The 26448-nt window shown below is 39.7% G+C and carries 29 protein-coding genes and 1 tRNA gene; 6 read left to right on the forward strand and 24 right to left on the reverse strand.

Features of this window, described 5'->3' with window-relative positions; translation table 11 throughout:
* Positions 1 to 46: 46 nt before the first annotated feature.
* The 8 genes from A3I5_RS0100300 to A3I5_RS12500 all read right to left on the reverse strand — a co-directional run bounded on the left by A3I5_RS0100300 (position 47) and on the right by A3I5_RS12500 (position 5759).
* Positions 47 to 526: a PTS sugar transporter subunit IIA gene (locus tag A3I5_RS0100300; RefSeq protein ID WP_018372611.1), complete on the reverse strand. Its 480-nt coding sequence runs from the start codon at positions 524 to 526 to the stop codon at positions 47 to 49.
* Positions 527 to 1117: 591 nt separating this feature from the next.
* A complete protein-coding gene (locus A3I5_RS0100305; RefSeq protein WP_018372612.1) occupies positions 1118 to 2086 on the reverse strand; it encodes a sugar-binding transcriptional regulator in 969 nt (322 codons plus the stop codon).
* A 340-nt stretch (positions 2087 to 2426) separates the two neighbouring features.
* Positions 2427 to 3491: a zinc metalloprotease gene (locus tag A3I5_RS0100310; protein ID WP_145955173.1), complete on the reverse strand. Its 1065-nt coding sequence runs from the start codon at positions 3489 to 3491 to the stop codon at positions 2427 to 2429.
* A 63-nt stretch (positions 3492 to 3554) separates the two neighbouring features.
* Complete coding sequence (locus tag A3I5_RS0100315) at positions 3555 to 3893, reverse strand: hypothetical protein (RefSeq protein ID WP_018372614.1); 339 nt, start codon at positions 3891 to 3893, stop codon at positions 3555 to 3557.
* Between the two features lie 32 nt (positions 3894 to 3925).
* Positions 3926 to 4645: a DUF3169 family protein gene (locus tag A3I5_RS12020; RefSeq protein ID WP_018372615.1), complete on the reverse strand. Its 720-nt coding sequence runs from the start codon at positions 4643 to 4645 to the stop codon at positions 3926 to 3928.
* Positions 4642 to 4857, reverse strand: a complete 216-nt coding sequence (locus A3I5_RS0100325) for a helix-turn-helix transcriptional regulator (RefSeq protein WP_018372616.1) — start codon at positions 4855 to 4857, stop codon at positions 4642 to 4644. Before A3I5_RS0100325 ends, A3I5_RS12020 begins: the two co-directional genes overlap by 4 nt.
* Before the next feature lie 18 nt (positions 4858 to 4875).
* Positions 4876 to 5553: a CPBP family intramembrane glutamic endopeptidase gene (locus A3I5_RS0100330; RefSeq protein ID WP_018372617.1), complete on the reverse strand. Its 678-nt coding sequence runs from the start codon at positions 5551 to 5553 to the stop codon at positions 4876 to 4878.
* An 8-nt stretch (positions 5554 to 5561) separates the two neighbouring features.
* Positions 5562 to 5759, reverse strand: coding sequence for a hypothetical protein (locus A3I5_RS12500; protein WP_145955174.1), 198 nt, complete (start codon positions 5757 to 5759; stop codon positions 5562 to 5564).
* Between the two features lie 404 nt (positions 5760 to 6163).
* Between A3I5_RS12500 and A3I5_RS0100340 the strand changes: the two genes are divergently transcribed.
* Positions 6164 to 6427: a chorismate mutase gene (locus A3I5_RS0100340; protein ID WP_018372619.1), complete on the forward strand. Its 264-nt coding sequence runs from the start codon at positions 6164 to 6166 to the stop codon at positions 6425 to 6427.
* Between the two features lie 491 nt (positions 6428 to 6918).
* Here the strand turns inward: A3I5_RS0100340 and A3I5_RS0100345 are convergent.
* Positions 6919 to 6990: transfer RNA gene (locus A3I5_RS0100345), tRNA-Arg, on the reverse strand.
* Between the two features lie 140 nt (positions 6991 to 7130).
* On the opposite strand from A3I5_RS0100345, the gene A3I5_RS13030 reads away from it, so the two are divergent.
* Positions 7131 to 7418, forward strand: a complete 288-nt coding sequence (locus A3I5_RS13030; RefSeq protein WP_018372620.1) for a transposase — start codon at positions 7131 to 7133, stop codon at positions 7416 to 7418.
* Here A3I5_RS13030 and A3I5_RS0100355 read toward each other — a convergent pair.
* The 11 genes from A3I5_RS0100355 to A3I5_RS13035 all read right to left on the reverse strand — a co-directional run bounded on the left by A3I5_RS0100355 (position 7415) and on the right by A3I5_RS13035 (position 19576).
* Positions 7415 to 9112 carry a cache domain-containing sensor histidine kinase gene (locus tag A3I5_RS0100355; protein ID WP_018372621.1) on the reverse strand — a complete coding sequence of 566 codons (1698 nt, stop codon included), beginning with the start codon at positions 9110 to 9112 and terminating at the stop codon, positions 7415 to 7417. The genes A3I5_RS13030 and A3I5_RS0100355 overlap by 4 nt on opposite strands.
* Positions 9112 to 9843: a response regulator transcription factor gene (locus tag A3I5_RS0100360; RefSeq protein WP_018372622.1), complete on the reverse strand. Its 732-nt coding sequence runs from the start codon at positions 9841 to 9843 to the stop codon at positions 9112 to 9114. The genes A3I5_RS0100355 and A3I5_RS0100360 overlap by 1 nt, the downstream gene beginning before the upstream one ends.
* 59 nt (positions 9844 to 9902) lie before the next feature.
* Positions 9903 to 11021 carry a peptide-methionine (R)-S-oxide reductase MsrB gene (msrB, locus tag A3I5_RS0100365; RefSeq protein WP_040834394.1) on the reverse strand — a complete coding sequence of 373 codons (1119 nt, stop codon included), beginning with the start codon at positions 11019 to 11021 and terminating at the stop codon, positions 9903 to 9905.
* Between the two features lie 14 nt (positions 11022 to 11035).
* A complete protein-coding gene (locus tag A3I5_RS0100370; protein WP_018372625.1) occupies positions 11036 to 11641 on the reverse strand; it encodes a TlpA family protein disulfide reductase in 606 nt (201 codons plus the stop codon).
* A 413-nt stretch (positions 11642 to 12054) separates the two neighbouring features.
* Complete coding sequence (locus A3I5_RS0100375; RefSeq protein ID WP_018372626.1) at positions 12055 to 12411, reverse strand: hypothetical protein; 357 nt, start codon at positions 12409 to 12411, stop codon at positions 12055 to 12057.
* Positions 12412 to 12447: 36 nt separating this feature from the next.
* The gene (ccdA2, locus tag A3I5_RS0100380; RefSeq protein ID WP_018372627.1) at positions 12448 to 13155 is read right to left on the reverse strand and encodes a thiol-disulfide oxidoreductase-associated membrane protein CcdA2; all 708 of its coding nucleotides are present in this window, start codon (positions 13153 to 13155) and stop codon (positions 12448 to 12450) included.
* A 258-nt stretch (positions 13156 to 13413) separates the two neighbouring features.
* Positions 13414 to 15513, reverse strand: a complete 2100-nt coding sequence (gene topA, locus A3I5_RS0100385; RefSeq protein WP_018372628.1) for a type I DNA topoisomerase — start codon at positions 15511 to 15513, stop codon at positions 13414 to 13416.
* A gap of 395 nt (positions 15514 to 15908) precedes the next feature.
* Positions 15909 to 16940, reverse strand: coding sequence for a MupG family TIM beta-alpha barrel fold protein (locus tag A3I5_RS0100390; RefSeq protein ID WP_231869675.1), 1032 nt, complete (start codon positions 16938 to 16940; stop codon positions 15909 to 15911).
* Positions 16930 to 18354 carry a PTS transporter subunit EIIC gene (locus A3I5_RS0100395; RefSeq protein ID WP_018372630.1) on the reverse strand — a complete coding sequence of 475 codons (1425 nt, stop codon included), beginning with the start codon at positions 18352 to 18354 and terminating at the stop codon, positions 16930 to 16932. Before A3I5_RS0100395 ends, A3I5_RS0100390 begins: the two co-directional genes overlap by 11 nt.
* A 3-nt stretch (positions 18355 to 18357) precedes the next feature.
* Entirely contained in the window at positions 18358 to 19266 is a 909-nt protein-coding gene (murQ, locus tag A3I5_RS0100400) for an N-acetylmuramic acid 6-phosphate etherase (protein ID WP_018372631.1), read from the reverse strand.
* 199 nt (positions 19267 to 19465) lie between these two features.
* Complete coding sequence (locus A3I5_RS13035) at positions 19466 to 19576, reverse strand: IS630 transposase-related protein (RefSeq protein WP_145955175.1); 111 nt, start codon at positions 19574 to 19576, stop codon at positions 19466 to 19468.
* 104 nt (positions 19577 to 19680) lie between these two features.
* On the opposite strand from A3I5_RS13035, the gene A3I5_RS0100405 reads away from it, so the two are divergent.
* On the forward strand, positions 19681 to 20502 hold the full coding sequence (locus tag A3I5_RS0100405; RefSeq protein ID WP_018372632.1) for a MurR/RpiR family transcriptional regulator: 822 nt from the start codon (positions 19681 to 19683) through the stop codon (positions 20500 to 20502).
* A 118-nt stretch (positions 20503 to 20620) separates the two neighbouring features.
* Here the strand turns inward: A3I5_RS0100405 and A3I5_RS13015 are convergent, their stop codons facing one another.
* The 4 genes from A3I5_RS13015 to A3I5_RS11400 all read right to left on the reverse strand — a co-directional run bounded on the left by A3I5_RS13015 (position 20621) and on the right by A3I5_RS11400 (position 23752).
* Entirely contained in the window at positions 20621 to 20896 is a 276-nt protein-coding gene (locus A3I5_RS13015) for a VanZ family protein (RefSeq protein WP_083903272.1), read from the reverse strand.
* 57 nt (positions 20897 to 20953) lie between these two features.
* A complete protein-coding gene (gene guaC / locus A3I5_RS0100415) occupies positions 20954 to 21937 on the reverse strand; it encodes a GMP reductase (protein ID WP_018372634.1) in 984 nt (327 codons plus the stop codon).
* A 158-nt stretch (positions 21938 to 22095) separates the two neighbouring features.
* Positions 22096 to 22800, reverse strand: a complete 705-nt coding sequence (locus A3I5_RS0100420) for a pseudouridine synthase (RefSeq protein ID WP_018372635.1) — start codon at positions 22798 to 22800, stop codon at positions 22096 to 22098.
* 28 nt (positions 22801 to 22828) lie between these two features.
* Positions 22829 to 23752, reverse strand: coding sequence for a LysR family transcriptional regulator (locus A3I5_RS11400; protein WP_018372636.1), 924 nt, complete (start codon positions 23750 to 23752; stop codon positions 22829 to 22831).
* A 134-nt stretch (positions 23753 to 23886) separates the two neighbouring features.
* Between A3I5_RS11400 and A3I5_RS0100430 the strand changes: the two genes are divergently transcribed.
* The 3 genes from A3I5_RS0100430 to A3I5_RS0100440 are packed head-to-tail and all read left to right on the forward strand — an operon-like array spanning position 23887 to position 26374.
* Positions 23887 to 25068: an acetyl-CoA C-acetyltransferase gene (locus tag A3I5_RS0100430; RefSeq protein WP_018372637.1), complete on the forward strand. Its 1182-nt coding sequence runs from the start codon at positions 23887 to 23889 to the stop codon at positions 25066 to 25068.
* Complete coding sequence (locus A3I5_RS0100435; protein ID WP_018372638.1) at positions 25068 to 25733, forward strand: 3-oxoacid CoA-transferase subunit A; 666 nt, start codon at positions 25068 to 25070, stop codon at positions 25731 to 25733. The genes A3I5_RS0100430 and A3I5_RS0100435 overlap by 1 nt, the downstream gene beginning before the upstream one ends.
* Entirely contained in the window at positions 25733 to 26374 is a 642-nt protein-coding gene (locus A3I5_RS0100440; protein WP_018372639.1) for a 3-oxoacid CoA-transferase subunit B, read from the forward strand. The genes A3I5_RS0100435 and A3I5_RS0100440 overlap by 1 nt, the downstream gene beginning before the upstream one ends.
* The last annotated feature ends 74 nt before the right edge of the window (positions 26375 to 26448 follow it).

Consider the following 26448-nt stretch of genomic DNA (forward strand, 5'->3'; position numbering starts at 1 on the left):
TCCCTTCTTTAAATGTTTCTATATTTTTATTCTAAAACTTTTTTATTTACTCTGATTCATAAACAATATCAATATGTTTTAAACTACCATTAATTAGCTCTGCAATAGACTTTTTATCCATTAAATTTTCTAATTTTTGTCTAAATTCTTCATGGATAAGTTGACGAGATAGGGCTGCAATGATTTTTAAATGTTCATTACCTGCACACTCTTCCGGTATTGCCAAAAGAAAGATCATCTTGACAGGCTCGCCATCTAGGCTTTGCCAATCTAAATCATTCACTAATCTAGCAAAGCCAACGGCACAAGTATTGACTGCTGAACTTTTTCCGTGCGGAATAGCAATATTAAAACCAATACCTGTTGATACCATTTCTTCCCGCTCTAAAACACTTTGATAATAGATTTCAAGATCTGAAATAACACCTGTATTATAAATTTGTTTAGCTAAATTCTTAATGACTACATTTTTATCATCACCTTCAAGTGATAAATTAATACTGTCTTCAGATATGATTTTAACCATAGTTACCTCCAATAGTGAATTGTTTAACGCACATAAAGCTAGCAAAAATGTAAACGCTTTTATTTATGAATAATTATATGTTACATCAGAAATATTGACAAGGGATTTTTTTATTAGTATTTCTATTCCATTCTAAAACCTTGATATTATAAGCTTTTGTTTGTTACAAAATGTTTCTTGATAATATAATTTGCACAAATGTTCATTATTATAAGACACTAAAATGAAGTAGGGTTACAACAGTGACTTCTCAAAATTCGAGCGTCCTCTAGCTATCTTTCTTGAGATGAAGGTTTATCACTCTTACTTCAATCACATACAATATTCTTTGAAAATCAAAAGAATACTTCATCAACTCGTCTTGGTAAAGTCCACTTCTATCTGCAACTTCGTTTCCTAGTAACAAGATACCAAAACGCCAAAAAAAGCGACTAAAAATAGGAAACTAACGTAGTATTCAACGAGAACACGTTGCCAAGGTCCAATTAGTCTGCTTTTGATTTTCTTTAAGTATAAAGTTTTTAAATACTCGTGTTTAAAAAGGATATCAGCATTGCCGATACCCTCTCGTCTAGTAAAATATTTGGCCTATTATGACAAATCAAAACTCACTTTATCTAGCTTCAGTATGGCTAAAAGAGTTTCCTGATCAGAAATAAGTGTATTAATATATCCCTTTTTAATTAAAGCACGAATAGCTCTCACCTTTGCTTTTCCTCTTGCAATAGCAACTGTTTGTTTGATATTTCGTAAATCTTCTAAGGGTAATCCAATTGTACGTTGATCAAGCAGCCCCTTTAATATTTTGCCATCCTTATCAATAAAACGACAGCAACAATCTCCAACAGCTTCCCTTAATTTCAAATCTTTATAATCTTCTTCATTAATTAAATCACGCCACTGGGTTTTATTATAACTGAGATTACCTCCAACACCAACAATAACCATATCTAAACTTTTCCATAGTTCTCTTAATTCTTCAAAATAACGAGAATAAAAAATACCTTCAGCCAATTCTCTCGTCTCTTGCACAACTGCTGCATTAACAAAAATACTTCGTCCATGAAATTTTTTAGCTAATTCATAAACAAGCGTGTTAATATGATATTGCGAGTTAATTCGACTTGGTCCTCCTACAACTGGAACAAAAACAGCGTCATTTATGTATTTGGGTTCTAAACTTTCTACTGCTCTACCTATACTTGCTCCCCATGCTAAGCCAATTGTTTGTTTATCATGAATATTCTTTCGTAAAAATTGCGCCGCTAAATTTGCCACTCTTAATTCGCACTCATCATCACTACTTCCCATAACTGTTGGTGCAATTTCAACTTGTTTTAATCCATACTGTTTCTTAAACACCTTTTCTAACTTAAGCAATGTTGGATCAAAATTTTCAATTTCAATTTGAACAATTCCATTTTCTTTAGCCTGAGTTAGCATCCTGCTTACTGTAGTTCGATACAGTCCCATTTCTTCAGCGATTTGTGTTTGACTTAAACCCTCAATATAATAAAGATAAGCTATTTTTGATATTTCTCTTCTTTTAGAATCTTTCACTTTATTTTATCCTCATTTCTGCTGTGTATTCTATCATAAACTCTTCTAAATTGGAGCTGAACAAAAGCCTACTTCCTTGGATAAGGTTGTTAAACCAAAATAGAAAAACTGTCTAAAATCAAGGTCTGCTTACTAAAATAATGATACAGATTTATTATTTTTACTTTTACCTAACTCAACTGTAAAATAAAAATTTGAAAAACATGAACTATAATAACTGCTTATAATCATTCAATCTAAAAACAATAGTCTAGACATTCAAAGAACTTGCATGTTTTCCTGTCAACTCTATCACCTTTTCGCTTTAAATTAGCTCATATCTCCTCAATTGAGGCTCAAGTCACATTACAAAGGGGTCTTGGTTTCTAGTGATTATCTCCTGAAAATAGCCTAGGTTGCGAGCTTCTGTTCTATACTCAGCGGGAAGATGATAGGTTGCTTCCATCTTTTTGAAACCTGCCAAAGCCTTAGCTGCTTTTTGACTATCAGGCTCAATCAGGCTGTAATAGGCATAAAGCATCACAAGGACTGACGGCTGAGAGCGACTAAGAGCCTGAATTATCTTCCACTCTTTCTTGCTAAAGATATAAGTTGGTGCTTGCTCCAGGAGCATATCACAGTAGACAATCGTAACTTTTCCTAAAACCTTAATGATGTCCATAACTCCCGCCTGATTTAGGTTTAAATCAACCAGATAATCACGCGCAGTCTGAAATTCTTCCTTCTCCATCAAAAGCGAAACATTTGAAAAAGCAGAACTTACTATAATATTATTGTTTAAATCTTCATTTCTAACTTCTAAAAAATAACGCTTATCCAAGTCTGAATACGAATAGCCCTCTGATAATTTGGCATTAATAGCTAGATTTGACCAAAAATAAAGAGAGCCTTTCGGATGCTTTGCAATATGAACAATATTGGCACCATCATTTGCAATGAAACCAGTAACAGGAATGAGATTACCTAAACCTGTCAGCATACCAATCATTCCAAAAATTTCAAGATAAATATTCGACATATTGGTAATATAAAGGAAGAGATAAACAAGACCAGAAGCAATCAGATTAGCCAAGCCACCGCCCAAATTATAGAGAACGTAGGGGATCTTGTCATCCTTAGGATCTGGTGGAACCATCAAGGCCTGACCAGCAGTTCCAGGCACAGAATAACGAGAAAAGGCAATCTTACCGTCAGCTTTCTTGCGCCACATGAGATTAAGCACACGATAGCTGAGAAATTGATAGCCTGTCAAAAGTCCAAAAATCACATGCCCAGCTTCGTGAATAGCGATATGAAGAATAAAGACAATAGCTAGACAAATATAGATAAGGACGATTCCCCAAAAAATTCCAAAAGATGACTCTGTCCCACGACTTGCAAGCTGGCGTCCTACCATTGAACCCATGTAGGAAAAAGCTAACATTCCCAATAAAAATAAACATAAATTGAAAAGCCGTTTAAACATAGGCTAATCCACCCTTTCTAATGTTTTCCGAATTCCTTCTGCGACTATTATCGAAGACAAAATTAAGAGCCAACCATCAGAAGATGTCGGAAAAAGGTGCAACCAGTCTCCCAATATCACAATTCCAAACATAGCCACAATGATCACAAACATGTTAGCTATATATGCTGTTTTCGTTTTACAATAAGCATAGACACCAACTCCTAACCAAGCCACTAAAAATAACCAAACTGAAATAGCAAAATCATTGAGGAATAATCTTACTATTCCAACTAAAATCATTAGTATAGTGGTGGCATGGAATAAGTCTATATTTTTAATAGAATTTTTAGATTTGTTCATAGTACAGATCTCCTATTATCCAAATAGTATTCTCATTTAAAGTATTCTTTAGTAATGCGTAATTGCGAAATTGTGATATAGAGGTGAATGGCTGCGACGGATAACAAGGCGCCAATCTGATTGGTATTTAAAAGTATGGAAACAGCTCCTAAAATAATATATAAAACAGGGAGAATCTCTGCAGTTAAGGCATGTAAAATTTTATAACTATTTCTGTACTCAACCTGTAACTCCGCTTCATCTGCTGTTTTTTCCATAAATGCAATGAGATCATCACTACTAATCATGAAAGGCACTTTAACCTCTCGAACATAGCCATAAACTCTATAATAGATAAAAACTAAGACAAATAGAATAACTAGCGACATCAGATCAAGATATAAAAAACTCGCTGTTCTGCTCTTGAGTTCAAAGGAATTCGAGGCTATTACATTAAAAACAGCAGCAATCTGGGAAATATTAAACATGACTGTACTGTAGTCTAGTGTTTTTCTAGCGGTTTTATAGAGCTCGTAACTCTCGTCATCATCAACAGTCGCTAAATAGTTTTTATGGGTTGTATAGGCTCTTGCAAGAAAATAACTAAAACCGATAATAGATAGTAATGCAACTAGTCTTCCAAGCCAAATAATCTGTTCCATTGGGATAGAAAAGTTTAAACCACCTGGACCAAAATAGCCTACAATAAATCCAATTAAAAACAGTACCATTGCTAAAACGATGTATTTGAATGCTTTCTTCTTATTTTTCATTCCTCTTCCTCTCCTTCCAGACGAAATACATTGTCCACAGGCTCATTAAAAATCTTAGCGATTTTTAGAGCGATCACGATGGACGGTTGATATTCCCCGCGCTCAATGAGACTAATGGTCTGGCGCGATACCTTAGCAAGATTAGCCAAATCCGTTTGATTATAGCCATCTCTTGCCCTCAACTCTTTAAGCCGATTTTTCAGTTCTAACATAAGGCATTCCCCCATCATCTAAACAATATACATCAAAACTACTGCAATCAGATTATTGATAAAATGTAAAAGAATGGCATACTCCAAGCGCTTGGTCTTATAGTAGACATAGCCGAGACATAAACCCATGCTAGCATATATTATAAAACTGCCGAAATTAGTTGGAAGATGAAAAAGCGCAAAGAATATTGTCCCAACGATTAAACCAGCCTTAGCATTTCCCAAGCAAAGGTAGTAAGTGGTATAAGCACGAAACATGATTTCCTCAATAACAGGAGCTGCAAAGACCGTCATAACAATCATGATCAGTGGTGGCAGAATTCCTTGAACCATCTCTAACGTTTCTTGGTTAGCGGTAGAAACCGCGCCTTCCAGCTGTAAAACAAGAATCCCAGGCAACCTTAGTAGATAAATGGCTAAAAGACCTCCAAAACCAGTCACCAGAGCCGTTTTCCAAGACAAGCCTTTCAAAGTGAAGCGGAAAAGGTTTACTTTTCTTGCCCAAAATAGAAATCCAACAACCGTTACAAATAAAGCAGATAGAGAAAGAAGTATCTGAAGCGTAGAAAATGAAGCATTGGCGACACTATTGTAACCAACAAAGTAACTAATAACGTTTTGCGGAAAGCTGTTGGCTAAGGCTAAGCCAACTAAACCAAGGATGGCTAAAAAAATAGTTAAAACGTTTCTTTTCATAAATTCTCCTATCCTAGTGGTTTAATTTCCTTGATATTGTCAATACGAACAATCCGTGTTTCGCTTTTACCACCCTTCAACTCTCGAGAAATTTTGAGCCATTCCTCATCTGCTTCAAGAATCTCATAAACTTCCTCAGAACCAAAGATTTCTTCAAAAGTAATTTTGCATTGAGTATTGACTAATTTTTGAATGATCTGTGACATATCTTGCTCTCCTTTGTTTTCTTTCAATAGTGGTTTCACTTTTCTTTCTAAACGCCTGACTCTCTCTGGGTAAGATAGGTGTAGCAAAACCAATCCTAAAGTTATCCAACCGATGTATTCCATAAACTGCTCCTTTTCGTAAATATTAAGTTTAGCCTTTGTGTCTTCGACTAAAACTTGATAGTTTCATTCTTGCTATCTAAGGTATTGAGCTCATACAAATGCTTTTATCTACTATTTTTATAGTCATATTGTAACATATCATTTTTATTTTGACAATGATATTTGTCAAGGTTTTTATGATTTTTTGAAAAATAGTTACTATGGTTGTCCGAGTGCCTTTGAAAACTAGCTATCATAAGCATTTTTTGATAAAATGAGACATAGAAAGTTTGAGGTGTGACATGCAGAATTTAGAAACAAGTCGTCATCATATCGATCAGATTGACCGCGAGTTGGTTGTGCTTTTGGAAAAACGACTACATGAGGTCAAACAGGTTATTGCCTATAAAAAAGCCCACGATCTTCCTGTTCTAGATAGCGATCGTGAGCAAGCTGTGCTGGATAAAGTGGCTTCACTCGTCAGCAAGCCAGAGTACAAAGAAACCATCATCAATACTTTTGCTGATATGATGGCACGATCTCGAGAGTATCAGGCCAAGTCATAACCCCGTGAAAATGGGGACTTGTACGAGGCTGGGCAAAAAATCCAATCTCACCTCTCATCGTTTGCTTCAACATCTCAGTGCAGTGGTTGGGAGTAAGACTTGTTGGCCATGCCAACTTAGTCTTACCCCTGCAAAGATCATTAGGTGCTTTAGCGCCAATGAACCACTGCTGATTGGCAGATTTATTCGTATTTTACACTCCAAATCCGGCCTAATAACTGTGCGGGGGTGGGAAAACGAACTCTTTTTGATTGCTTGAGTTCTTTCCCACTCCCTCTCTCCAGCAGCGTCTAAAGACGCTCGCTGAACTTTGTTCAGGTTATGCTTTTATTACTTGACTTGAAGCCATGACAATAACCCACAAATCAAAATGATCTGCGGGTCTTTTTCTTTTTTGAGCCAAATAGGATTACGATAGTAATAAAAGGTATTGTGATTAGAAGCGCTCATGTCAACCAAACATCACAAGCACTTTCTACCAGTCTACCTTATCTCCCCTGCCGGAGTCGAACCAGCGACTAATTCTTAGGAGGAACTTGTTATATCCACTTAACTAAGGGGAGCAAAACCAATAATCTTAGGATACTGAATTTGGCTCCATCTGTCAAGTTAAAACCATGTTGATCCAGAACAAACGTCTGAAGAAGATAGCACTTTCTATAAACAGCTTTTCCTGTTCAATCAAGGAAGTTGACAATACAATGTGCAAAGCAAAAATCAGAAAAAAGTCAGTAGTGTTTGGCAATCAAGGAAGAGACTACTAAAAATTGCCAGCTTTCACCCTAAAGGTAAGTTGGATGACCTATGTATAGCTCATAATCACTACTTTCTTCTCTTGTCTGCTTATTCCCCAGAGCTAAATCCTATCGAGCAAACTTGGGCAAATCTTAAAAATAGAGTCGCTGAACTGTTGAAAACGATCAAACCAGTAGACATGTGTCTGGTGTACTATTTTAGACTGGATACCTTGTTATCGGGCACTTACGTTTAGCCTTTAGGGAAAAAGAGGTTAATTTTTGTATAGCGATCCTCCTCAGATTGAATCGTCATTTGGTAATCCTCTCCGAAAAATAACGAGAGACGTTGGTCAACATTTTGCAAACCAACTCCTGAGGATAGCATACTTTTCACAGCTGATTGGTCTTGAGAGAATCCTTTACCATTATCAAAAATGGTAACTTTGATATGCTGGTCTGCTTCGGAAACTGTCAGTCTAATCTTTCCAGGCCGATCGACTGGCTTAATACCGTGATAAATAGCATTTTCCACAATGGGCTGTAAGATAAGTTTGGGAAGCGTGAAGCGATCATATTTTGCGAGTTCTTCAATGTCATACTGTAGTTTTTCACCATAGCGTTGTTCTTGAATAAAGAGGTACTGCCGCACATGGTCAATTTCATCCTTGAGGGAAATGAGTTCATTGCCATTGTTAAGTGCTAAACGGAAAAATTTAGCTAAAGCTTTTGTCAAATCAACCACGCGCTGACTATCATTGAACTCTGCCATCCAAACAATGGTGTCCAAGGTATTGTAAAGGAAATGTGGATTAATCTGGCTAGCAAGTGCTTGGAGCTCGTATTGACGGATACTCTGTTCATTTTGCTTGATTTCAGTCATCAAGACATTGATTTGATCAAGCATAGTATTGAACTGCCTTGATAAATCCACTAATTCAACAGCACCAACTTCTTGGGCACGAATGTTGGAATCCCCTTGACCTACCTTTAAAATAACCTGTTGTAAGTGTTTCAGGGGGCTAATCCAACGCTTCAAAATAAACCAAATCGAAAGACAGCATACTATGAGACTCACAATTCCCAACCCTACAAAAGATGACAGTATTTTCGATTGCAATGTATGCAAGCCATTCAACGATGCTACCCCGATCACTGTCCAATTGCTATCAGGAATTTTGTATTGGTAAATATACTTTTCATGGTTGTCTGAAAAACCGTTTTTGACTGCGATGTAAGGTTTTAACCGATCCATTTCAACTTGGCTGGAGTAGACCTTGTTTTCTGGATGGTAGACAAATTGATGTTGGTCATTGATAATAAACGTGAAACCTGTCGAGCCTAACTCCAGCTTGTCAAGATAGGTCTCTAATGTCTCATAACCAATGTCTAAGCGTAAAACACCTAAGTTCTGACCATTTGCGTCTGACACTTCCTGAGTGACCGAGATAATCCACTCTTCCTTGTGGTTGGCAAACTGTGTTAACCGCGCAGGTGTCAAGACTGGCATCATGGCTTCATCTTCAATAGCCTTTTGATACCAACTTTCTTTCATCATATCAGAAGAAGTCTTCATGTCCAGCTCTGTATCGGTGGAGATGACTTCTCCTGATCGGGTCACTAAGGTAGCAGCCACTAGATCACGGTCTGCCTCCAAAAGTGTTTGCATCATTTGGACAAAATTCTGCTTGTTAGCAGTTGTCGGCGATTCAATGTAGGCCCGTAAGGTTGGATTGACCACTAAGCTGCTACTTGTTTGTTGCAATTTTTGAAGGTAGGAATGGACAAACTCCCCACCTTGTTTGATACTGTTTTGTGTCGCTTGGACAGTCACTTCTGTAATCGCCTGTGAGGTTGTTTGGTAGTAGGTCACACCGATAAGCCCCAAAAAACCAATCACAACGACAAAAAAGGAAAGAACGAGCTGGATGAGAAGAGACGGTTTTTTCATCAATCGTGTTCCTTCCTAAATTGACGTGGTGTTTTTCCAGTTTCCAGTTTAAAGCGTTGGGAAAAATAATTCATATCTTCAAAACCAACCTGCTCAGCGATTTCATATATTTTCAAGTCGGTTGTCAAGAGTAACAACTTAGCTTTTCTAATCCGCTCAGCAATCAGATAGTGCTGGAAAGGTTGCCCCACATCGTTTTTGATGAGCTGACTGAGGTAGTTAGCAGAAAACCCCAACTGATCCGCTAAGTTTTTCAAAGTTAAGTTGGGATCAGACAGGCGCTCCTGAATAGCTTGCCCTAGTGAAGAATGGTGTTTTCCTTCTACGAGTTCTTTAACTTCTATCTCTGTTTGAGCTTGTCTTAAGTGAAGTAAAATTTGACTCAGAATCTGTTCGACATCAGTTTTTGAAAAAGGTTTTAAAAGGTAGTCATCTGCTCCTAATTTTAAGGCTGAAAGAGCATAGTCGAACTCATCATAGCCTGTCAGAAAGACAACATGAGTCCGAGGCTCTCTCTCCTTGATTAATTGGGCAAGCGAAATCCCATCTAAATGTGGCATATTGATATCTGTCAACACAATATCAATCGGCTTTTCTTGAAAAATTTGCCAAGCTTCACGTCCGTCGGCGGCTTCTTCTACGATGTGAATGTCGAATTGACTATAATCAATCAGGTTGCGAATCCCTTTTCGCACTAAGGGCTCATCTTCGGCGATCAATAATCCATACATAGGTATCGTTCCTGCTTTATCTCTTTTGGTTTTCTTAGCCTATTATACCAAACCATTTGTTATTTCACATAATCGATCAGATAACCGTAGCCTTCTTTTTCCATTTCAGCTTTTGGAACAAAGCGAATAGACAGGCTATTGATGCAATAGCGTAAGCCTCCCTTGTCTTTCGGACCATCTGTAAAGACGTGACCAAGATGAGAATCGCCGACACGACTTCTGACCTCGACACGCTTCATGTTAAAGCTAGTATCTTCGTGGTAATTCACAACATCGGGGCTAATTGGTCGCGTGAAGCTCGGCCAGCCACAGCCCGATTCAAATTTATCGCTAGAAGAAAAGAGTGGCTCTCCTGTTACAACATCAACGTAAAGACCTGGCTCAAACTGATCCCAATAACGGTTTGAAAAAGCGCGTTCTGTTTCGTTTTTTTGGGTGACGGCATATTCTTGATCAGATAGTTTTTCCCGTAAAATAGCGTCACTCGGTTTATGATAAAGAGCTGCATCAATCACAGGATAAGAAGCTTCGTTGATGTTGATATGGCAGTAACCGTTCGGATTTTTTCGAAGATAATCCTGATGGTAATCTTCTGCCATGACATAATTGGATAACGGTTTTACTTCGACCGCAATAGGTTTGTCAAAATGACTGGCCTGCTCTGTGATGAATTGGTTAATTGTCTCTAAATCGTCATCATCGGTATAGTAAATACCTGTTCGGTATTGCCTTCCGACATCGTTACCTTGTTTATTGACACTAGTCGGATTGATGATTCGGAAGAAATGAAGAAGCAACTCTCGTAAACTAATCTGCTTCGCATCATAGCTGATGTCAACGGCTTCTGCATGGTCAGTTTGACTAATGAGCTGATAGTTAGTGGTTTCACTGCGACCGTTAGCATACCCCACCGTCACATCAACAACGCCAGGGATACGAGAAAAGTATTCTTCAACACCCCAGAAGCAGCCTCCTGCAAGGTGGATATGGTGAATGTCTTTGTTGTTCATGGCGTCTTCTCCTTTCGTATTTTTAGACATAGGTTGGCTGACTGCTGCGGACTGAATCTTCTTTATGGATGACTGGTCTACTGGATGTTTTCTTAGAAAAGACAAGCCAACTCCTATGATAAGGATGATCAATAGAGGAAAAAGCCATTTCCAATGTTCTTTTACCATTGCTATTACCTCTCTTAATGGATGCTATCTAAGGTTTTTTTGATGTCTTCTTTAGACATAAAGCCGACCTGCGTCTTGACTAAGACCCCATCACTTCCGATAAAGGCCGCTGTCGGATAGCCACGAATCCCATAATCTTCTATGCCCTTGCCTTTTTCGTCCAACAAAACAGGGATTCCTTTATATTCTAAGCCATTATACCATTTTTTAAAGCCTTCTGTAGATTGTTCGCCATTATGATTTGGAGAAACAACCGTGAGAACCACATAGTCATCGCCTTGTTCCTTAGCTAATTCTTCTGTTTCTGGTAAACTTGAGAGGCAAATCGAACACCAGGAAGCCCAAAACTTCAAGTATACCTTTTTTCCTTTAAAATCAGACAAGCGATAAACCTTTCCATCAACTCCTGTCAATTCAAAATTAGGAGCTAACGAACCTTTATTCACCATCTGGTCAGACTTTCCTTTGTCATGCTTCATCTCATTAGATTCTCCTTTTTTCTCTTGCATCGTTGTTGTGTCTTTTTTAGCCTTATCAGGTGTTTTTTCTGATGATTGCTGGCTGCAAGCTCCTAAAAGCGTTAAACTTACTAAACCAGCCATTAAACAAGCTTTTTTCATAAAATTCCTCCATAAAATAAAATACAAAGAGCGCTTGAAAATCCTTAGAAATTTGATAGAGGCTGGGTTCAAGCCCAGTCCCATTACTTTTCATCAAGAAAGAGCTCGTTTCCCATGCACTGTTGATTGTCGCTCACCATTTATCGGTTTTAACAAGCCCAAGCAGTCTCACTTCCTGCCTGAGCTTGAAAATAATACTGTTTTAATTGGTCGTCTGAAATAATTCCACTTCCAAACCAAGCAAAAAACTACTATACTCAAAGAAAATCAAAAGCTGAATGAGACAAGAAAATCGGAGGTAGAACTGATGCTCTTTATGGTAGGATAATGACATCAGCTTTCGATTTTCACTGAGCGTTAAAGCTAAGCCGTTTTTCTAGGATTCTAACTCGTGTTTATTCCAATAAGAAATCCTATTGTTGGGACGTCTTATCTTTATCTTTTGTAGAATCATCTTGCATTTTGTCACTACTCATCTTGTCGTCTTTCATAGATTTATCGTCTTTGGAATCTGACATCTTGTCATTATCCATTTTATCATCTTTATCATCGCTCATGTTTTTGTCATCCATCTTTTCTGATGTTTTGTCATTTTTCATCTTGTCTTTTTTTGTCTTCATATCGTCCTTCGTGTCCTTCTTCATATCTTTGGACTTCATGGAAGATTTTGGTGTCTTCGAATTATTGGATGTCTTGTTAGACCCTTGTTGACTACAAGCTCCTAATAATGCCACGCAAGCTAGACTAAGCAGTAAAATTGATTTTTTCATGAGAAAACTCCTTTTTATATTTTTTAATGATTTCATTTAGCGAAAAAGGGCTGCAAGACTGTTGATATCGCCAAAGATCATGACTAGCCCCATTAGAATAATCAGGATACCGCCTGCCTTCTTTAAGCTTGAAAGATGAGGTTTTAATTTATTAAAATGGTTTAAAACCCAAGTCGAAGACAAGGCAATAAAGAGAAATGGCAGTGACAAGCCTAAACTGTAAACAAGCATGTAAAAACCACCTGAAAGAGCGCTGCTGCTGCCTGATGCAGCTAGAGCCAATACAGAACTTAGAACTGGTCCAACACAAGGGCTCCAACCAAAGCTGAGACTAATCCCAAGCAGGAATGCTTTGAGCAATTGGCCACGCCCTGATTTTTGCTGAAAGCGGACTTGCTTTTGCCGATATAAGGCTCCTATGGAAATGAGTTCCATCTGATGAAGTCCCAGAATAATGACCACTATCCCTAATAGATAACGAACCCAAGAGCTTGATAAAAGACTTCCAAATAAACCAGCTCCAAATCCTAAAATGAGAAAAACGACTGATAATCCTGCAATAAAGGCAAGAGTCTTTACTAGGCTATACCAATTAACCTTCAGTCCTAAAAATCTGATTTCCTTTGTGTTGGACTCATCAAGCAGAATGCCTAGATAAACAGGAAGCAACGGAAAAATACAAGGGGAGAAAAACGAGAGAATACCCGCTAGAAAAACAGATAACCCAAATAATAATTGTGCCACGGTCAGAGACCTCCTTTGTTTCTTGTAAGTTTATTATAAAAGATCAGGGAGATGAAAACCATAGAATCTCAATCGTAAAAACTTGAATTTCATCAGATGTTAAACATCCAATCAAGCAGAGACTGACTTGTAGTCCCTTTCACACCACCGTACATGCCTTTCTAGCATAACAATGACCAGCCCTCGTACATAAGGGCTTGGTTTGAGTATGACATGCCATTGCACACAAAAAACCTGCATTTCTGCAAGTTTCGTGAATTATTTGCTTTTAGCTTCTTTGTAGTCACAATCAGCATCGGAACAAAGCACTTGTTTGCCACCACCGCGGACAGCCTTCTCGACGAGGAAATGCCCAGACTTTGGACAGCTACGGCCAATGGGCTTGTCCCAAGAGGTGAACTCACAAGCTGGGTAACGGTCACAGCCGTAAAAGATACGGTTGCGTTTGCTCTTGCGTTCGATGATTTGCCCCTCGCCACAAGTCGGGCAGACCACACCGATTTCTTTGACAATCTGCTTGGTATTGCGACAATCTGGGAAGTTGCTGCAGGCGTAAAATTTGCCATAGCGTCCGAGCTTGATGACCATGGGATGGCCACATTCGTCACAGTCAAAGCCAGCTGGCTCATCCTTGATCTGAATTTTTTCCATCTCCGTTTCAGCAGTTGCCAATTCCTTAGCAAATGGTTGGTAAAAGTCATCGATAACCTTCTGCCACTGGCGATCACCTGTCTCAACTTCGTCAAGCTTAGTTTCCATCTCAGCTGTAAACTTGATATTGACAATATCTGGGAAAAACGCCACAATCAATTGATTGACAATCTCTCCTAGCTCTGTCGGTTCAAAGCGTTTGGCGGCCAATTTGACATAGTAGCGGCGCTGAATGGTCTCAAGGGTCGGTGCGTAAGTGGACGGACGACCGACACCATTTTCTTCAAGCGCTTTAATCAGGGTCGCTTCTGAATAACGAGCTGGTGGTTGTGTAAAATGTTGCTCTGGTTTTGTATTGGTGCGCTTGACCACATCGCCGACCGCCATTTCTGGCAACATCTTGTCCTTATCTGTATCGTTATAGACGGCTAGGTATCCGTTAAATTTAATCTGACTGCCATTAGCGGTAAACATGACACCATTTTGAGCTAAATTAACTTTCATCGTATCAAAGACAGCTGCTGTCATCTGGCTAGCCACAAAACGGTTCCAGATCAAGGTGTATAATTTCAGCTGATCCTTGTCCAAATACTTGGCAATGCTCTCTGGTGTCTGAAAAACATTAGAAGGGCGAATGGCCTCGTGGGCGTCCTGAGCGCCACCGGCGTTCTTGACCTTGCTGCCGTGCTTGGAGTAACTAGCGCCAAAACGCTCGGTGATGAAATTAGCTGCCTCTCCTCGTGCCACAGGACTAATACGTGTCGAGTCGGTACGCATATAAGTGATAAGACCTTGGTTTCCATTACCGAGGTTGATCCCTTCATAAAGTTGCTGCGCTATCATCATGGTCTTGCGAGTTCTAAAATTAATTTTATTGGCAGCGTCCATCTGCAAAGTCGAGGTTGTATAAGGTAGCGGCGCATTGCGACGGCGCTCTTTCTTTTCCACTTGTTCAACGGTGAAATCATCACCCTCGAGACGACTTAGAACATCCTTGACCTGATCATTCGTTTGCAACTTGACTTTCTTGCCATCAAGACCGTAAAAAGCAGCCTGAAAGGTCTTTTGGCCTTTTTTAAAGGTAGCATCAATAGTCCAGTACTCTTCTGGTTTAAAAGCTTTAATTTCATTTTCGCGGTCAATGATGAGTTTTAGAGCGACAGATTGCACGCGCCCTGCTGACAGCCCTTTTTTGACCTTTTTCCATAAAATCGGTGAAATCGAATACCCGACAATACGATCCAAGACCCGACGCGCTTGCTGAGCATCAACCAAATCCTGATCAATTGAACGAGGCTCCTTAAAAGCGTTTTTGACGGCATCTTTAGTAATCTCGTTGAAAACGACACGGTTTTGATCTTCTAAGTCAAGCTTCAAAATATGAGCCAAATGCCAAGAAATCGCTTCTCCTTCACGGTCTGGGTCACTGGCCAGATAGACTTTGGAAGCTTTCTTAGCTTCCTTTTTCAAGTCATTGATGAGCGGCCCTTTTCCACGAATATTGATGTATTGCGGCTCATAATTGTTCTCAAAATCAATAGACATAGAGGACTTTTTCAAGTCCCTAATATGGCCAACAGAAGCCACAACCTTATAGTTGCGGCCTAAATATTTCTCAATCGTTTTTGCCTTAGCTGGCGACTCCACGATGACTAGATTTTTTTTGGTTGCGCTTTTGCTAGCTTTTTTCTTAGTTGCAGTTGCCACGTTTCATCTCTTTTCTTATCTTAACTAAACTCCAATAGATAGTAAACTATTTTTAAGAAGCTGTCAAGATTTTTCTTCTTTTCTTCTATACAATAGGTCTCAAGTTGGAGTTTTCTTGGAAATAGGGAGCAACTGATATTTCAAAAATCGCCCTCTTTATCATCAATCAGCAGTGAAAAGTGACGTGCTTGGGAAGTCACTAATGATCTTCTTGAATTTTTAAGCAAGCTAGCAGTTCTGAACAAAACCGGATTGACAAAAATTCAAGAAAAGGTGTGCTAATAGGTTTTTCATATATCAATAACTAGCTCAGAAATCCTAAGCCAGTTTTTCTATTCGAGAACAGTCAAAACCACCCGTTTTCACAGGTGGTTTTGACTGTTGTTCAATCTACATTAGAGAAATACAAAAGAAAATGGCGCTTCGATGGCATCTAACAAGAGTCTACTGCTAGCTTCTACTGAACCTATCACTTCTTGTCGACTGTCCTTTGGTAAGTCTACCAAACAGATCTCTAGCTCATTCTCATAACGTAAAAAGTGAGCATTCGCTAGCACAATATCTCCTCGGTAGCGCTTCACACAATGCCCTTTCAGCCCAAGACCAGCTAATTGACTCCTTGAATGCGCTGCTCGAATGACATAGTCGCTTTTATCGATTCGATTTTCAAAAACCAGTCCTTTGCAAGCATCTGGTACATTTGCTTTTAGAGGAATAATCCTTTTGGACAAATAAGACATCTCTATGAGAGATTCAAAAGATAAGCGAGTGTCTCCGACACAAACATAATCGCAGCCTCCCCTCACAAGGCAATCTACACTAGCTTGTAATGGTGTAAAAGCTCGATGCTCTTCCACTGTTGGTAAACCTTCAAATAAGGGCATTCGGTATTCATCACCAGGAACAAAGGCAATGACTGGAATAGCATATCGATGAAGTTCCTCATTTATTCTGCAGAGACGTTCCATGCTTAGACCAGTATAAGTTTTAGGATAATAATTATGACAGGCCATTACCTTGTTCGGGTTTAATCCCTTTTTCTGTAACCTCTTCAACGCATCAACTGTCAAAGTAGACGCATTACAAACAACCAGAAATACTTGAGACAATTGAACAATGTCTTCTTCCGACAAACCATCATCTACCCGCACTGCCCTACAGCCAAGCTCTTTTAAGCCGTCAATCCCTAAACAACCAAAGCTCTCCGCATTAATATCCACAAAGAGGGCTATCCCTTCTTTCTGACAAAGCCTCACCATATCTTGAAGTTGATGCTGTTTTCCACCTTCTTCTGTGATATTTAGAGATGTAAAGGCAAATGAGAAGCCTGCTTCTTTATACTCTAGCACAATATCCTGATTTTTCTGGAAAGGCTGAGAGATATAGAGGGAAAAACCCAAGTGACTGAAAAAAACTTTATCTTCCATAAACTGCATCAATCCTCTCTTCATCAACTCCAAAGAACCATGTAAGAGCAAAACCTCCAACATAAGCAGCTAACATAGCAAGCACATACTGAAGCTGTGTCCCTGGTACCATAATAAGTAGTCCAAACAAGCCCGATACTCCCTGTGTGACTGTTCCTAGGTGAAAAAGAACAGCTAGTATACCACCAAGTCCTGAACCTAAGCAGGCTGTGATAAAGGGTTTTCCAAGCGGAAGTGTAACCGCATACATCAAGGGTTCTCCAATCCCTAATACTCCAACTGGCAAGGAGTCACGGGTTAATTGTTTTAACTTTTTATTTTTAGTTTTAAAGTAGAGAGCAAGACCTGCCCCAACTTGTCCTCCTCCTGCGGTCATCAGAATGGGAAGAAGATAATTGATTCCATCAGTCGGTCCTTCAGGATTATTTAACAATACATGAATTGGTGTTAAGGCTTGATGAAGCCCTACCGACACTAATGGTAAGAAACCTGCTGATAAAAGGTAGCCTCCTACAAGACCTAGTTGCTCATACATAAACGTTAAACTGTTGTAAATACCTGCTGTTAGGATATTGCCCAAAGGTTGAATCACCATAACTGTCAGTAAACCACCGGTTATGACTGTCAACAACGGCGTTAAAAAGGTATCTAAAAAACTCGGCGTATAGTTGCGAATGATTTTTTCTAGGGAAGCAAAACATATTCCTGCAAAGAGGGCAGCTAACAGACCACCAATTCCTGGAGAGTAAGCCTTGTTCACTAAGGGAAGGATAATTGCTTCTTCGTTGACCATTGTTAAAAGGGGCATGGATGGTACAGATACAAACATGGCACCTGCAATAGCTCCCAAAATCGGGCTCCCCTTAAACTCTTTTGCCGCATTCATTCCTACATAAATCGGCAGAAAAGAAAAGAGACCCCAGCTCATGGTACGAATACACTGGTACCACCAGACCATTGCAAAGGCATTGTTCGTACTCACATTGATAATATTCGTTAAGCCATTTATCATCCCTGCAGCAATAATTCCTGGAAGAATTGGAACAAATATATTAGCGATTTTCTGTAAAAAACGTTGGAGGGGCTTATCGTACTTGGCCTTATTTTTTTGCTTGTTGACAGTCGCTAACTCTTCCGCTGTCGTATCTTCTACAACACTTCCTAAGGGAATACCTGTCGCTTCTGCAAACTCTTGACCAACTGACATCACCCGACCAGGACCAAAGACGATTTGCAAGGTATCCGCATCAACTACACCTAAGACACCTTCAATGTGTTTTAAGGTTTCAAACTGGACTAGTTGTCGATCTTTCAATTGAAGACGCAAGCGTGTCATACAGATTGCGTTTCCAGAAACATTTGTAACACCACCAACACTAGCTAATACTTCTTTAACAATTGTTTTGATTTCCATTTTTTACTCCTTTTTCATACATTCTCCAATTGCAAGAGCAATATGATCTTGATACTGTTCCAGCAAGATTTCAGCTTCTGCTAAACTCAACTGTCCCAGTTGCATAAGAATAGCTTTTTTTACTTGCTGTTTAGACCTGACAAAGACCTCCTCTGCTTCTGACTCACTACACCTTGTTGTCTTTTGGATGATGTGCTTGGCGCGCTTAACTAATTTTGCATTGGTCGGCTGAACATCCACCATATAGCCTTTATAGACCTTACCAAGCTGAATCATAGTAGCGGTTGAAATCATATTTAAAATCAACTTTTGCGCCGTTCCTGCTTTCATGCGACTGGATCCTGCCACCACTTCTGGCCCTACCAAGACTTCTATCGCAATCTCGGCAATAGCTGACAACTTAGCCCCCTTCACGCAGGAAATCGAAGCTGTTTTAGCACCAATCTTTTTAGCATAGATAAGCCCTGAAAGAACATAGGGCGTCCGCCCTGAAGCTGCTAAGCCAATAACTATATCCTTATCGCATAGCTGATGATCCTGTAAATCCTCTACCGCGGCAAGCTCGGAATCCTCTGCTCCTTCTTGGGCAGATAAAATCGCTTCTGATCCTCCTGCAATGATTCCCTGTATCATATCAGGATTAACTCCATAAGTCGGCGGGCATTCAGAAGCATCTAAAATTCCCAATCTACCTGATGTTCCTGCTCCAATATAGATGATTCGTCCTTGATTACGGATACACTGAACCGTTTCTTCGACGAGACGATTGACTTGGGGTAAAACCTGCGCTACTGATTGGGCAACTGTTTGATCCTCCCGATTGATATAAGCAGTCAATTCCGTGATACTCATCTCTTCTATAGTTTCGGATGCTGGATTGACTTGCTCGGTATGTAACTCATGAATGTCCATAGACACCTCCTTTGTTTTTTTGCAAACGTTTACTTACTCTTATTATACACTTTTGAAATTATTTTTCAATATTTTTATTTTTTTGTGTAATTATTTTACACAAAATTAATAGATATAATCATTCCGCCGCTTCAAAAAGCAGCATTCAAACAAGACCAGACAGATTGGTATTGCAGGAGTAGCCCCTTCACCTTTCCCATTAGTGTAACGTTGTCGGGTTAATGCTGAAAAACTTGCAAGTTTCTGTTCGTGTATGTCCTTCATTGACAAAGGTAAGAACGCGAGTTCTAAAATCAATACTGTATGTCATGGGTTACTATATAAGTTTTTTTGAGTGGAACAGCTATAATAACCCCTAAAACAGACAAAATAGTGTACAATAAGATATACAAATTAGTCAAAGGAAAAAAGGACATGACAATTTTTTCTTCGAAGATCAATGGTCTGACAAAATCCGAACAACGTATACTCCAATTTATAGAAGAAAATCCTATAGGTGTCGAAACAATGACCATCCAATATTTAGCAAACCAGTGTCATACCTCGACAGCAACTGTCAGTCGTTTGGCAAAAAAATTAGGATTTTCTCATTTTAATAAATTCAAGTTAGAACTATTTAATACCAGATATAATGAACTATACGATGCTCAGTTTACTTCAGGAGATAGTGTCGAACAGCTGGTCATGAAATTGGCCAATTCCAATATGACCTCTATCCAAGAAACCCTCAGCCTAATCAATATTGAAGAATTGAAATATGTGGTCGAGCTTATCCGCAAAGCTACTACCATCTACCTCTTTGGTGTTGGAACATCGGGGACTGTTTGTAGCGATTTTTACTACAAACTAAATCGGCTAGGAAAAAATTGTATTTATACCCAGGATTCCCATATCCAGACAGCCAGCATTGTCTCTGCATCAAAAGATGATATTGCCATTGGAATCAGCTACAGTGGAACAACCAAGGAAGTGTTAGTTCCTCTACAGTTTGCTGCTTCCCATTCTTTAAAAACGATTGCCATTACAGGTGTTGGAACAAGTCCGATCGTCACTATTTGCGACTTTATTTTCCGTATTCCCAGACACGAGCAAGAGTTACGAGTTGGTGCTATCGATTCACGAAACAATTCAATGTTCTTAACAGACTTATTGTACCTAGCTATGATTCAAGATGATGTCTCTCAATTAAAATCTATTTTTGAAACAACCAAAGAGCTAACCAATCTCCTAAAATAGAAGCTGCACCTCCTAGATTAAATTCAACACTTCTAGTTCCTAAAATAAACTGCACCCAATATTAGATTTTGCATCTAACATTGGGTGCAGTATTTCTTATCAAATTTTTCTTTTGCTCTCAAACCTTTTTTGAAACGAGACTACTGTTTAATAAAAGATTTTGCCGTATGTGATAGATAAGATAGGCAGTCCCTCCTCCTTGTGTATTAGTCCAGAGATCATTGATTTCAAAGACGCAACCTACATCAAAGAGGAGATCCAGCAAGAGCTGGATACACTCAATGGACAAACTCATCAAAAACCTACGGTCATTATTTTTAGCATCAGGCTTAGGAATCGCTATCAGATTCACCAAGAGCAGGTGCCCATAGGACTTTCCCCTAGAGGACAACATGCCTGTAATACGTAAAAAGAGTAAGACAGCTGTTCTGCCCTACTCATGACTTCTTTCTTAAATGCTATCGCCATTCCAGATGGAATTTTTCACGACCACATAGTCTACCTTGGTCAAGCTCTCTAAGTCGCGTCCACCTGCGTAAGAGATGGATGATTGCAAATCTTGTTGCATCTCGGTCAAGGTGTCAAAAATACTACCTTTGGTCGGCAACAGGATTTTCTTACCTTCAACATTTTTGTACTCCCCTTTTTGGAATTGAGAGGCTGAACCGTAGTATTCTTTGAATTCTTTACCGTCTATTTCGATGGTCTCGCCAGGGCTTTCATTGTGACTGGCAAATAGTGATCCAATCATGACCATACTAGCCCCGAAACGGACAGACTTAGCAATATCACCGTGAGTACGAATGCCGCCATCAGCGATAATCGGCTTACGCGCAGCTTTTGCACAAAGGCGCAGCGCAGCCAACTGCCAACCACCTGTTCCAAAGCCAGTTTTGACTTTGGTAATGCAGACCTTTCCTGGGCCGATACCAACCTTAGTTGCATCTGCACCAGCGTTTTCCAACTCGCGGACAGCTTCTGGTGTGCCGACATTTCCTGCAATCACAAAAGTCTCAGGCAGTTCAGCCTTGATGTGCCTAATCATGTTAATCACAGAATCTGAGTGACCGTGAGCAATATCGATAGTGATGTATTCAGGCGCATCGTCCTTCAGCGAGGTCACGAAGTCGTACTCGTAATCTTTGACACCAACTGAAATAGAGGCGATCAAACCTTGCGCATGCATTTTGGAGACAAAGGGCTTGCGCTTATCTTCCTCAAAACGGTGCATAATGTAGAAATAGCCTTCTTTTGCTAAGGATTCAGCAAGCTCTTCATTCAGAATGGTCTGCATATTGGCAGGAACCACAGGGAGTTTGAAAGTGTGTCCTCCAAAAACGACAGATGTGTCTGCTTCAGAACGGCTTTTAACAACACATTTATTAGGAATTAGTTGAATATCTTCATAGTCAAAAACGGGTGAATCGTAGTTCATTTGGTCTACCTCGAAAAAAATGATGACCTACCTATGCCAGTTATTCTGTACCAGACGCTAGCATCGCTACGTGTTTTCCACGCTTCCATTCTCTATTTTATCCCAAATGTCCGTCTTTTAAAAATAGAAGGCGGTATTTTTAAAAGAACGTCCGTTTTTCACGAATGTTCTTTTAAGGTCGCTAGTTCTGATGCTGTCAGAAGCCGAAAGTCTCCTTCTGATAGATCTTCGTCCAAAATCAAGCTTCCCATCCGAAGGCGTTTGAGATGAGTGACTCTATTGCCTAAAGCAGCGAACATCCGCTTGACCTGATGAAATTTACCTTCTTGGATAGTTAGATAGACTAAATGAGCGTTCTTCTCAGAAATTTCCAGTTTGGCGGGTAGACACACATAACCGTCATCTAACTCAATTCCCTCAGCCATTTGCGCAACTGCTTCTGTCGAGCAGTTTTTTTCTAATGTCACTTGATAGCATTTATCCACATGTTTTTTAGGTGATAAGAGATTATGACTGAGCTGACCGTCATTGGTCAAAAGCAGGAGACCGACCGTGTCCTTATCCAGACGACCGACAGGTGCAACACGGTGATAACGCTTAGGAAGCAAATCCAAAACAGTCCGATCTTTCGCGTCCTCTGTAGCTGAAATGACACCTGCTGGTTTGTTGAGCATGATATAGTCAAATTCTGAGTAGTCAAGCACTTGGCCATCTAGACAGATAACAGCTGTCTCCTCATCAATTTTCATATCGGCTTTCTTAGCGATCTGACCATTAACCGTCAGTCTCTTGGCCTTGACCATCGCTTTAGCCTGACTGCGCGAGCCTGCTCCTACTGCTACGATAAATTTATCTAATCTCATAAAATACCTTAATTTTATTCATTTTATACTAAAATTCTTCAATCGGAAGAATGTCTTCTCCATCTTTAAAATATTTCTTTAAACTATCAATGGCATACTGCTCCAAAAAAGAATAATGCGCTTTTCTAGGATAGACTATTGAAATTTTCCAAGGAATAGGATCCTCAATTGCTAGGATAGAAAGCCCTTCACGATTGATAAAATTTTGAACAACGCCAGGCAACAACGTTAACATTTCTGACTGTCTAGCGGTCTCAACTAAAAAATCCCAAGACCCTGATTGAGTCATTATTTTGGCATTAACCTGTTTTTCTTTGAGTGCATTCTTTAATAAATGGTAAATCATGAAGGACTCGTCAAAAGTTGCCAAAACTTGATCATCTAAATCTTGCCAAGTCAACTCTGTTTTTTGAGCCAATGGATGTGATTGCGCCATATAGGCTATGAGTTTCGCTTCATACAACAGTACATCCTTGTAAAATTTTGGATTCACTCGGTTAGGTTGCAATAAAATGGCGATATCGATTTTTCCTGCTTCCAACAAATCAATGAGATGATAGGCACCGAATTCATGGATTTCGAATTTAATGTTAGGATTTTTAGCAATGAATTGCGACAAAACTTGCGTAAACAGAATACTTAAGATAAGCGGCGGCACACCTATTCTGATAACTCCCTTATGATAACGGGATATTTGAAACATTTTCTCTTCCATCTCGTTGTATAACTTGGTCATTTTCTTACAAGTTGTATATAACAGATCTCCAGCAGGAGTTAAGGCAACATTACGACCATTTCGTCTAACAAAAAGCTGAACGTTTTGATTCTGCTCAAAGCGTGTGATGAGATTACTAAGAGCAGGTTGTGAGATATGGAGCTTCTCCGCAGCGATGGACAGATTAAAATCCGCTTCCACTATTTCTACAAAGTAATCCATTTGACTAATATTCATAGACGACACCAACTATAACATTTTGTTATAAAAAAGCATAACAAAAATGTAGTGGATTGTCAAAAGTAAATCGCTTACAATATAACTGTAAAAGGCACGTGTCAAAAAATATTTCCAAACATAAGGAGGAAAAGATGAAAGATGTTGTTATAGTTGCAGCTCAAAGGACTGCTATTGGTGCATTTGGAGGGGTCTTTAAAGGTGTTAGTGCCGTTGACTTAGGGTGCGATCTCGTTAAAGCTACGCTTGATAAGATTAAACTTGACCCAAGTCAAGTAGATGAACTCATTTTTGGGAATGTCCTAAGTGCTGGCCTAGGTCAAAATGTTGCTAGACAAATTGCCATCAAGGCTGGAATCCCACAAGAAGTGCCATCCTTTACGGTTAGCAAGGTCTGTGGTTCAGGATTAAAAGCCATTACTTTGGGGATTCAGAGCATTATGGTCGGTGATTCGGATATCGTCGTAGCAGGTGGTACTGAAAATATGAGCCAAGCCGCTTATGTTGTTCCAGGTATGCGTTGGGGAAGCAAGATGGGCAACGCCCAACTCATTGATACCATGATTAATGATGGCCTTACAGACGCTTTTAAAAATTACCATATGGGTGTGACTGCTGAACATATCGCAGAACGTTACCAGATCAATCGAGAAGAGCAAGATGCTTTTGCAGCTCAGAGTCAGCAAAAAGCAGAGGCTGCTATCAAGGCTGGAAAGTTCAAAGACGAGATTGTTCCTATCATGATTCCGCAGAGAAAAGGTGACCCTCTAGTTGTTGACACTGATGAATACCCTCGTTTCGGTACTACCGATGAATCCCTAAGCAAACTTCGCCCAGCTTTCAAGCGCGAGGGAGGTTCTGTAACAGCAGGTAACGCTTCAGGTATTAATGATGGAGCAGCTGTGCTTGTTTTGATGACTCAGGAAAAAGCTAAAGAACTCGGTTTAACCCCTCTAGCACGCATCAAATCCTATGCAAGCGCCGGTGTTGATCCAGCAGTTATGGGGACAGGGCCAATTCCTGCTAGTCGTAAAGCGTTAGATAAAGCAGGCCTTTCAATTGACGATATTGACCTGATTGAAGCTAACGAAGCCTTTGCTGTTCAAGCTCTTTGTGTTGGAAAAGAACTTGGAGCAGCAAGTGAAAAAATAAATGTCAACGGTGGGGCAATTGCGCTTGGACACCCTATTGGAGCAAGTGGTGCTCGCATTGTCGTTACTCTTTTACATGAAATGCAAAAACAAGATTCTCATTACGGACTGGCCACGCTTTGTATCGGTGGAGGTCAAGGATTAGCATTGGTGGTGGAAAAATAATGGTAAAAAATAAAGTTGTTTCTATTGAAAAAGCCCTTGAAAATATTCAAGATGGTGCAACCATCATCATTGGTGGGTTCCTAACTGTAGGTGGTCCTAATAAATTAGTAGATGCTCTCTTAGCAAAAGGCACTAAAAACATGACGTTAATTGCTAATGACACAGGCTTTATTGACAAAGGTTTAGGGAAACTCATTGCCGAAAAACGAGTAAGTACCATCTATGCTTCCCACATTGGTACTAACCGTGAAACCGGCCGTCAAATGATCGAAGGAGAAACCGATGTACATCTAGTCCCTCAAGGCACTTTGATTGAACAAATTCGTGCTGCCGGTTTTGGTTTAGGCGGTATTCTTACTCCTACTGGTTTAGGAACCGCTGTTCAAGAAGGAAAACAAGTTATTGCAGTTGACGGCAAAGATTTCCTCTTGGAAAAACCTTTGAAGGCAGATGTTGCACTTGTTTTTGCAAACAAGGCGGATAAGGCTGGAAACTTGCAGTTCCACGGCTCAACACAAAACTTTAATTTACTCGCTGCTACTGCTGCTGATTACGTCTTAGCCGAAGTTGATCAAGTTGTTGAAATAGGCGAACTTGATCCAGATGCTATTTGTGTGCCAAGCTTGTTTGTTGATCATGTTGTAGACGGAGGTTCAATAGCGTAATGGAAAATGTTAAAGAATTTATTGCAAAACGTGTTGCTCAGGAACTAGAAGATGGCTTTGTTGTTAATTTGGGCATTGGTCTACCTACTATGGTTTCCAATTATTTGCCAAGTGATAAGGACATTCTATTTCAATCTGAAAACGGTCTTATCGGGCTGGGTCCAAGCCCTACCGAAGAAACCTTTGATCCCTATATTTCTAATGCTGGCGGTGCTCCTGTAACCATTTTAGAAGGCGGTGCCTTCTTTGACAGCTCACTGTCTTTTGGTATCATTCGAGGTGGTCATGTTGACCTGACTGTACTAGGCGCTCTTCAGGTGGATGAAAAAGGCAATATCGCTAACTACATGATCCCTGGCAAGATGGTTCCTGGTATGGGCGGCGCTATGGATTTATTAACAGGAGCCCAAAAGGTAATTGTTGCAATGGAACACACTAACAAAGGCAGGCATAAAATCCTTAAAGAATGCACGTTACCGCTTACTGCTAAAGGAGCTGTAGATTTGATAGTGACTGAATTGGCTGTTATTGAAGTGACTGAGCAAGGCTTACATGTCATCGAGCTTAGCCCAGGCGTTACTTTTGAACAAGTTCAAGAAGCGACCGAGGCAACCTTGATTGATGCTACACAGATTTCTTGAAATTTAAAAAAATCCGACAAAACTTGAGAGGTGCTTCTAGCAACTCTCAAGCTATAGAATTAACAAAAGGAGAT

This window comes from Streptococcus merionis DSM 19192 (assembly GCF_000380085.1).
Lineage (GTDB): Bacteria > Bacillota > Bacilli > Lactobacillales > Streptococcaceae > Streptococcus > Streptococcus merionis.

Excerpts from the sequence above, each read along its gene's own strand:
- A3I5_RS0100370 (WP_018372625.1), bottom strand. The coding sequence starts at position 11,641 with ATGAAAAAAGCTTGTTTAATGGCTGGTTTAGTAAGTTTAACGCTTTTA.
- A3I5_RS0100355 (WP_018372621.1), bottom strand. The coding sequence starts at position 9,112 with ATGAAAAAACCGTCTCTTCTCATCCAGCTCGTTCTTTCCTTTTTTGTC.
- A3I5_RS0100315 (WP_018372614.1), bottom strand. The coding sequence starts at position 3,893 with ATGAACAAATCTAAAAATTCTATTAAAAATATAGACTTATTCCATGCC.
- A3I5_RS0100310 (WP_145955173.1), bottom strand. The coding sequence starts at position 3,491 with ATGGGTTCAATGGTAGGACGCCAGCTTGCAAGTCGTGGGACAGAGTCA.
- msrB (WP_040834394.1), bottom strand. The coding sequence starts at position 11,021 with ATGGTAAAAGAACATTGGAAATGGCTTTTTCCTCTATTGATCATCCTT.
- A3I5_RS0100375 (WP_018372626.1), bottom strand. The coding sequence starts at position 12,411 with ATGAAAAAATCAATTTTACTGCTTAGTCTAGCTTGCGTGGCATTATTA.
- murQ (WP_018372631.1), bottom strand. The coding sequence starts at position 19,266 with ATGGACATTCATGAGTTACATACCGAGCAAGTCAATCCAGCATCCGAA.
- A3I5_RS0100395 (WP_018372630.1), bottom strand. The coding sequence starts at position 18,354 with ATGGAAATCAAAACAATTGTTAAAGAAGTATTAGCTAGTGTTGGTGGT.
- A3I5_RS0100405 (WP_018372632.1), top strand. The coding sequence starts at position 19,681 with ATGACAATTTTTTCTTCGAAGATCAATGGTCTGACAAAATCCGAACAA.
- A3I5_RS0100435 (WP_018372638.1), top strand. The coding sequence starts at position 25,068 with ATGGTAAAAAATAAAGTTGTTTCTATTGAAAAAGCCCTTGAAAATATT.
- A3I5_RS13015 (WP_083903272.1), bottom strand. The coding sequence starts at position 20,896 with ATGTTGTCCTCTAGGGGAAAGTCCTATGGGCACCTGCTCTTGGTGAAT.
- A3I5_RS0100420 (WP_018372635.1), bottom strand. The coding sequence starts at position 22,800 with ATGAGATTAGATAAATTTATCGTAGCAGTAGGAGCAGGCTCGCGCAGT.
- A3I5_RS0100390 (WP_231869675.1), bottom strand. The coding sequence starts at position 16,940 with ATGGAAGATAAAGTTTTTTTCAGTCACTTGGGTTTTTCCCTCTATATC.
- A3I5_RS0100360 (WP_018372622.1), bottom strand. The coding sequence starts at position 9,843 with ATGTATGGATTATTGATCGCCGAAGATGAGCCCTTAGTGCGAAAAGGG.
- A3I5_RS12020 (WP_018372615.1), bottom strand. The coding sequence starts at position 4,645 with ATGAAAAATAAGAAGAAAGCATTCAAATACATCGTTTTAGCAATGGTA.
- A3I5_RS11400 (WP_018372636.1), bottom strand. The coding sequence starts at position 23,752 with ATGAATATTAGTCAAATGGATTACTTTGTAGAAATAGTGGAAGCGGAT.
- A3I5_RS13035 (WP_145955175.1), bottom strand. The coding sequence starts at position 19,576 with ATGACATACAGTATTGATTTTAGAACTCGCGTTCTTACCTTTGTCAAT.
- A3I5_RS0100300 (WP_018372611.1), bottom strand. The coding sequence starts at position 526 with ATGGTTAAAATCATATCTGAAGACAGTATTAATTTATCACTTGAAGGT.
- A3I5_RS0100330 (WP_018372617.1), bottom strand. The coding sequence starts at position 5,553 with ATGAAAAGAAACGTTTTAACTATTTTTTTAGCCATCCTTGGTTTAGTT.
- A3I5_RS12500 (WP_145955174.1), bottom strand. The coding sequence starts at position 5,759 with ATGTCACAGATCATTCAAAAATTAGTCAATACTCAATGCAAAATTACT.
- A3I5_RS0100325 (WP_018372616.1), bottom strand. The coding sequence starts at position 4,857 with ATGTTAGAACTGAAAAATCGGCTTAAAGAGTTGAGGGCAAGAGATGGC.
- A3I5_RS0100430 (WP_018372637.1), top strand. The coding sequence starts at position 23,887 with ATGAAAGATGTTGTTATAGTTGCAGCTCAAAGGACTGCTATTGGTGCA.
- guaC (WP_018372634.1), bottom strand. The coding sequence starts at position 21,937 with ATGAACTACGATTCACCCGTTTTTGACTATGAAGATATTCAACTAATT.
- A3I5_RS0100340 (WP_018372619.1), top strand. The coding sequence starts at position 6,164 with ATGCAGAATTTAGAAACAAGTCGTCATCATATCGATCAGATTGACCGC.
- A3I5_RS0100440 (WP_018372639.1), top strand. The coding sequence starts at position 25,733 with ATGGAAAATGTTAAAGAATTTATTGCAAAACGTGTTGCTCAGGAACTA.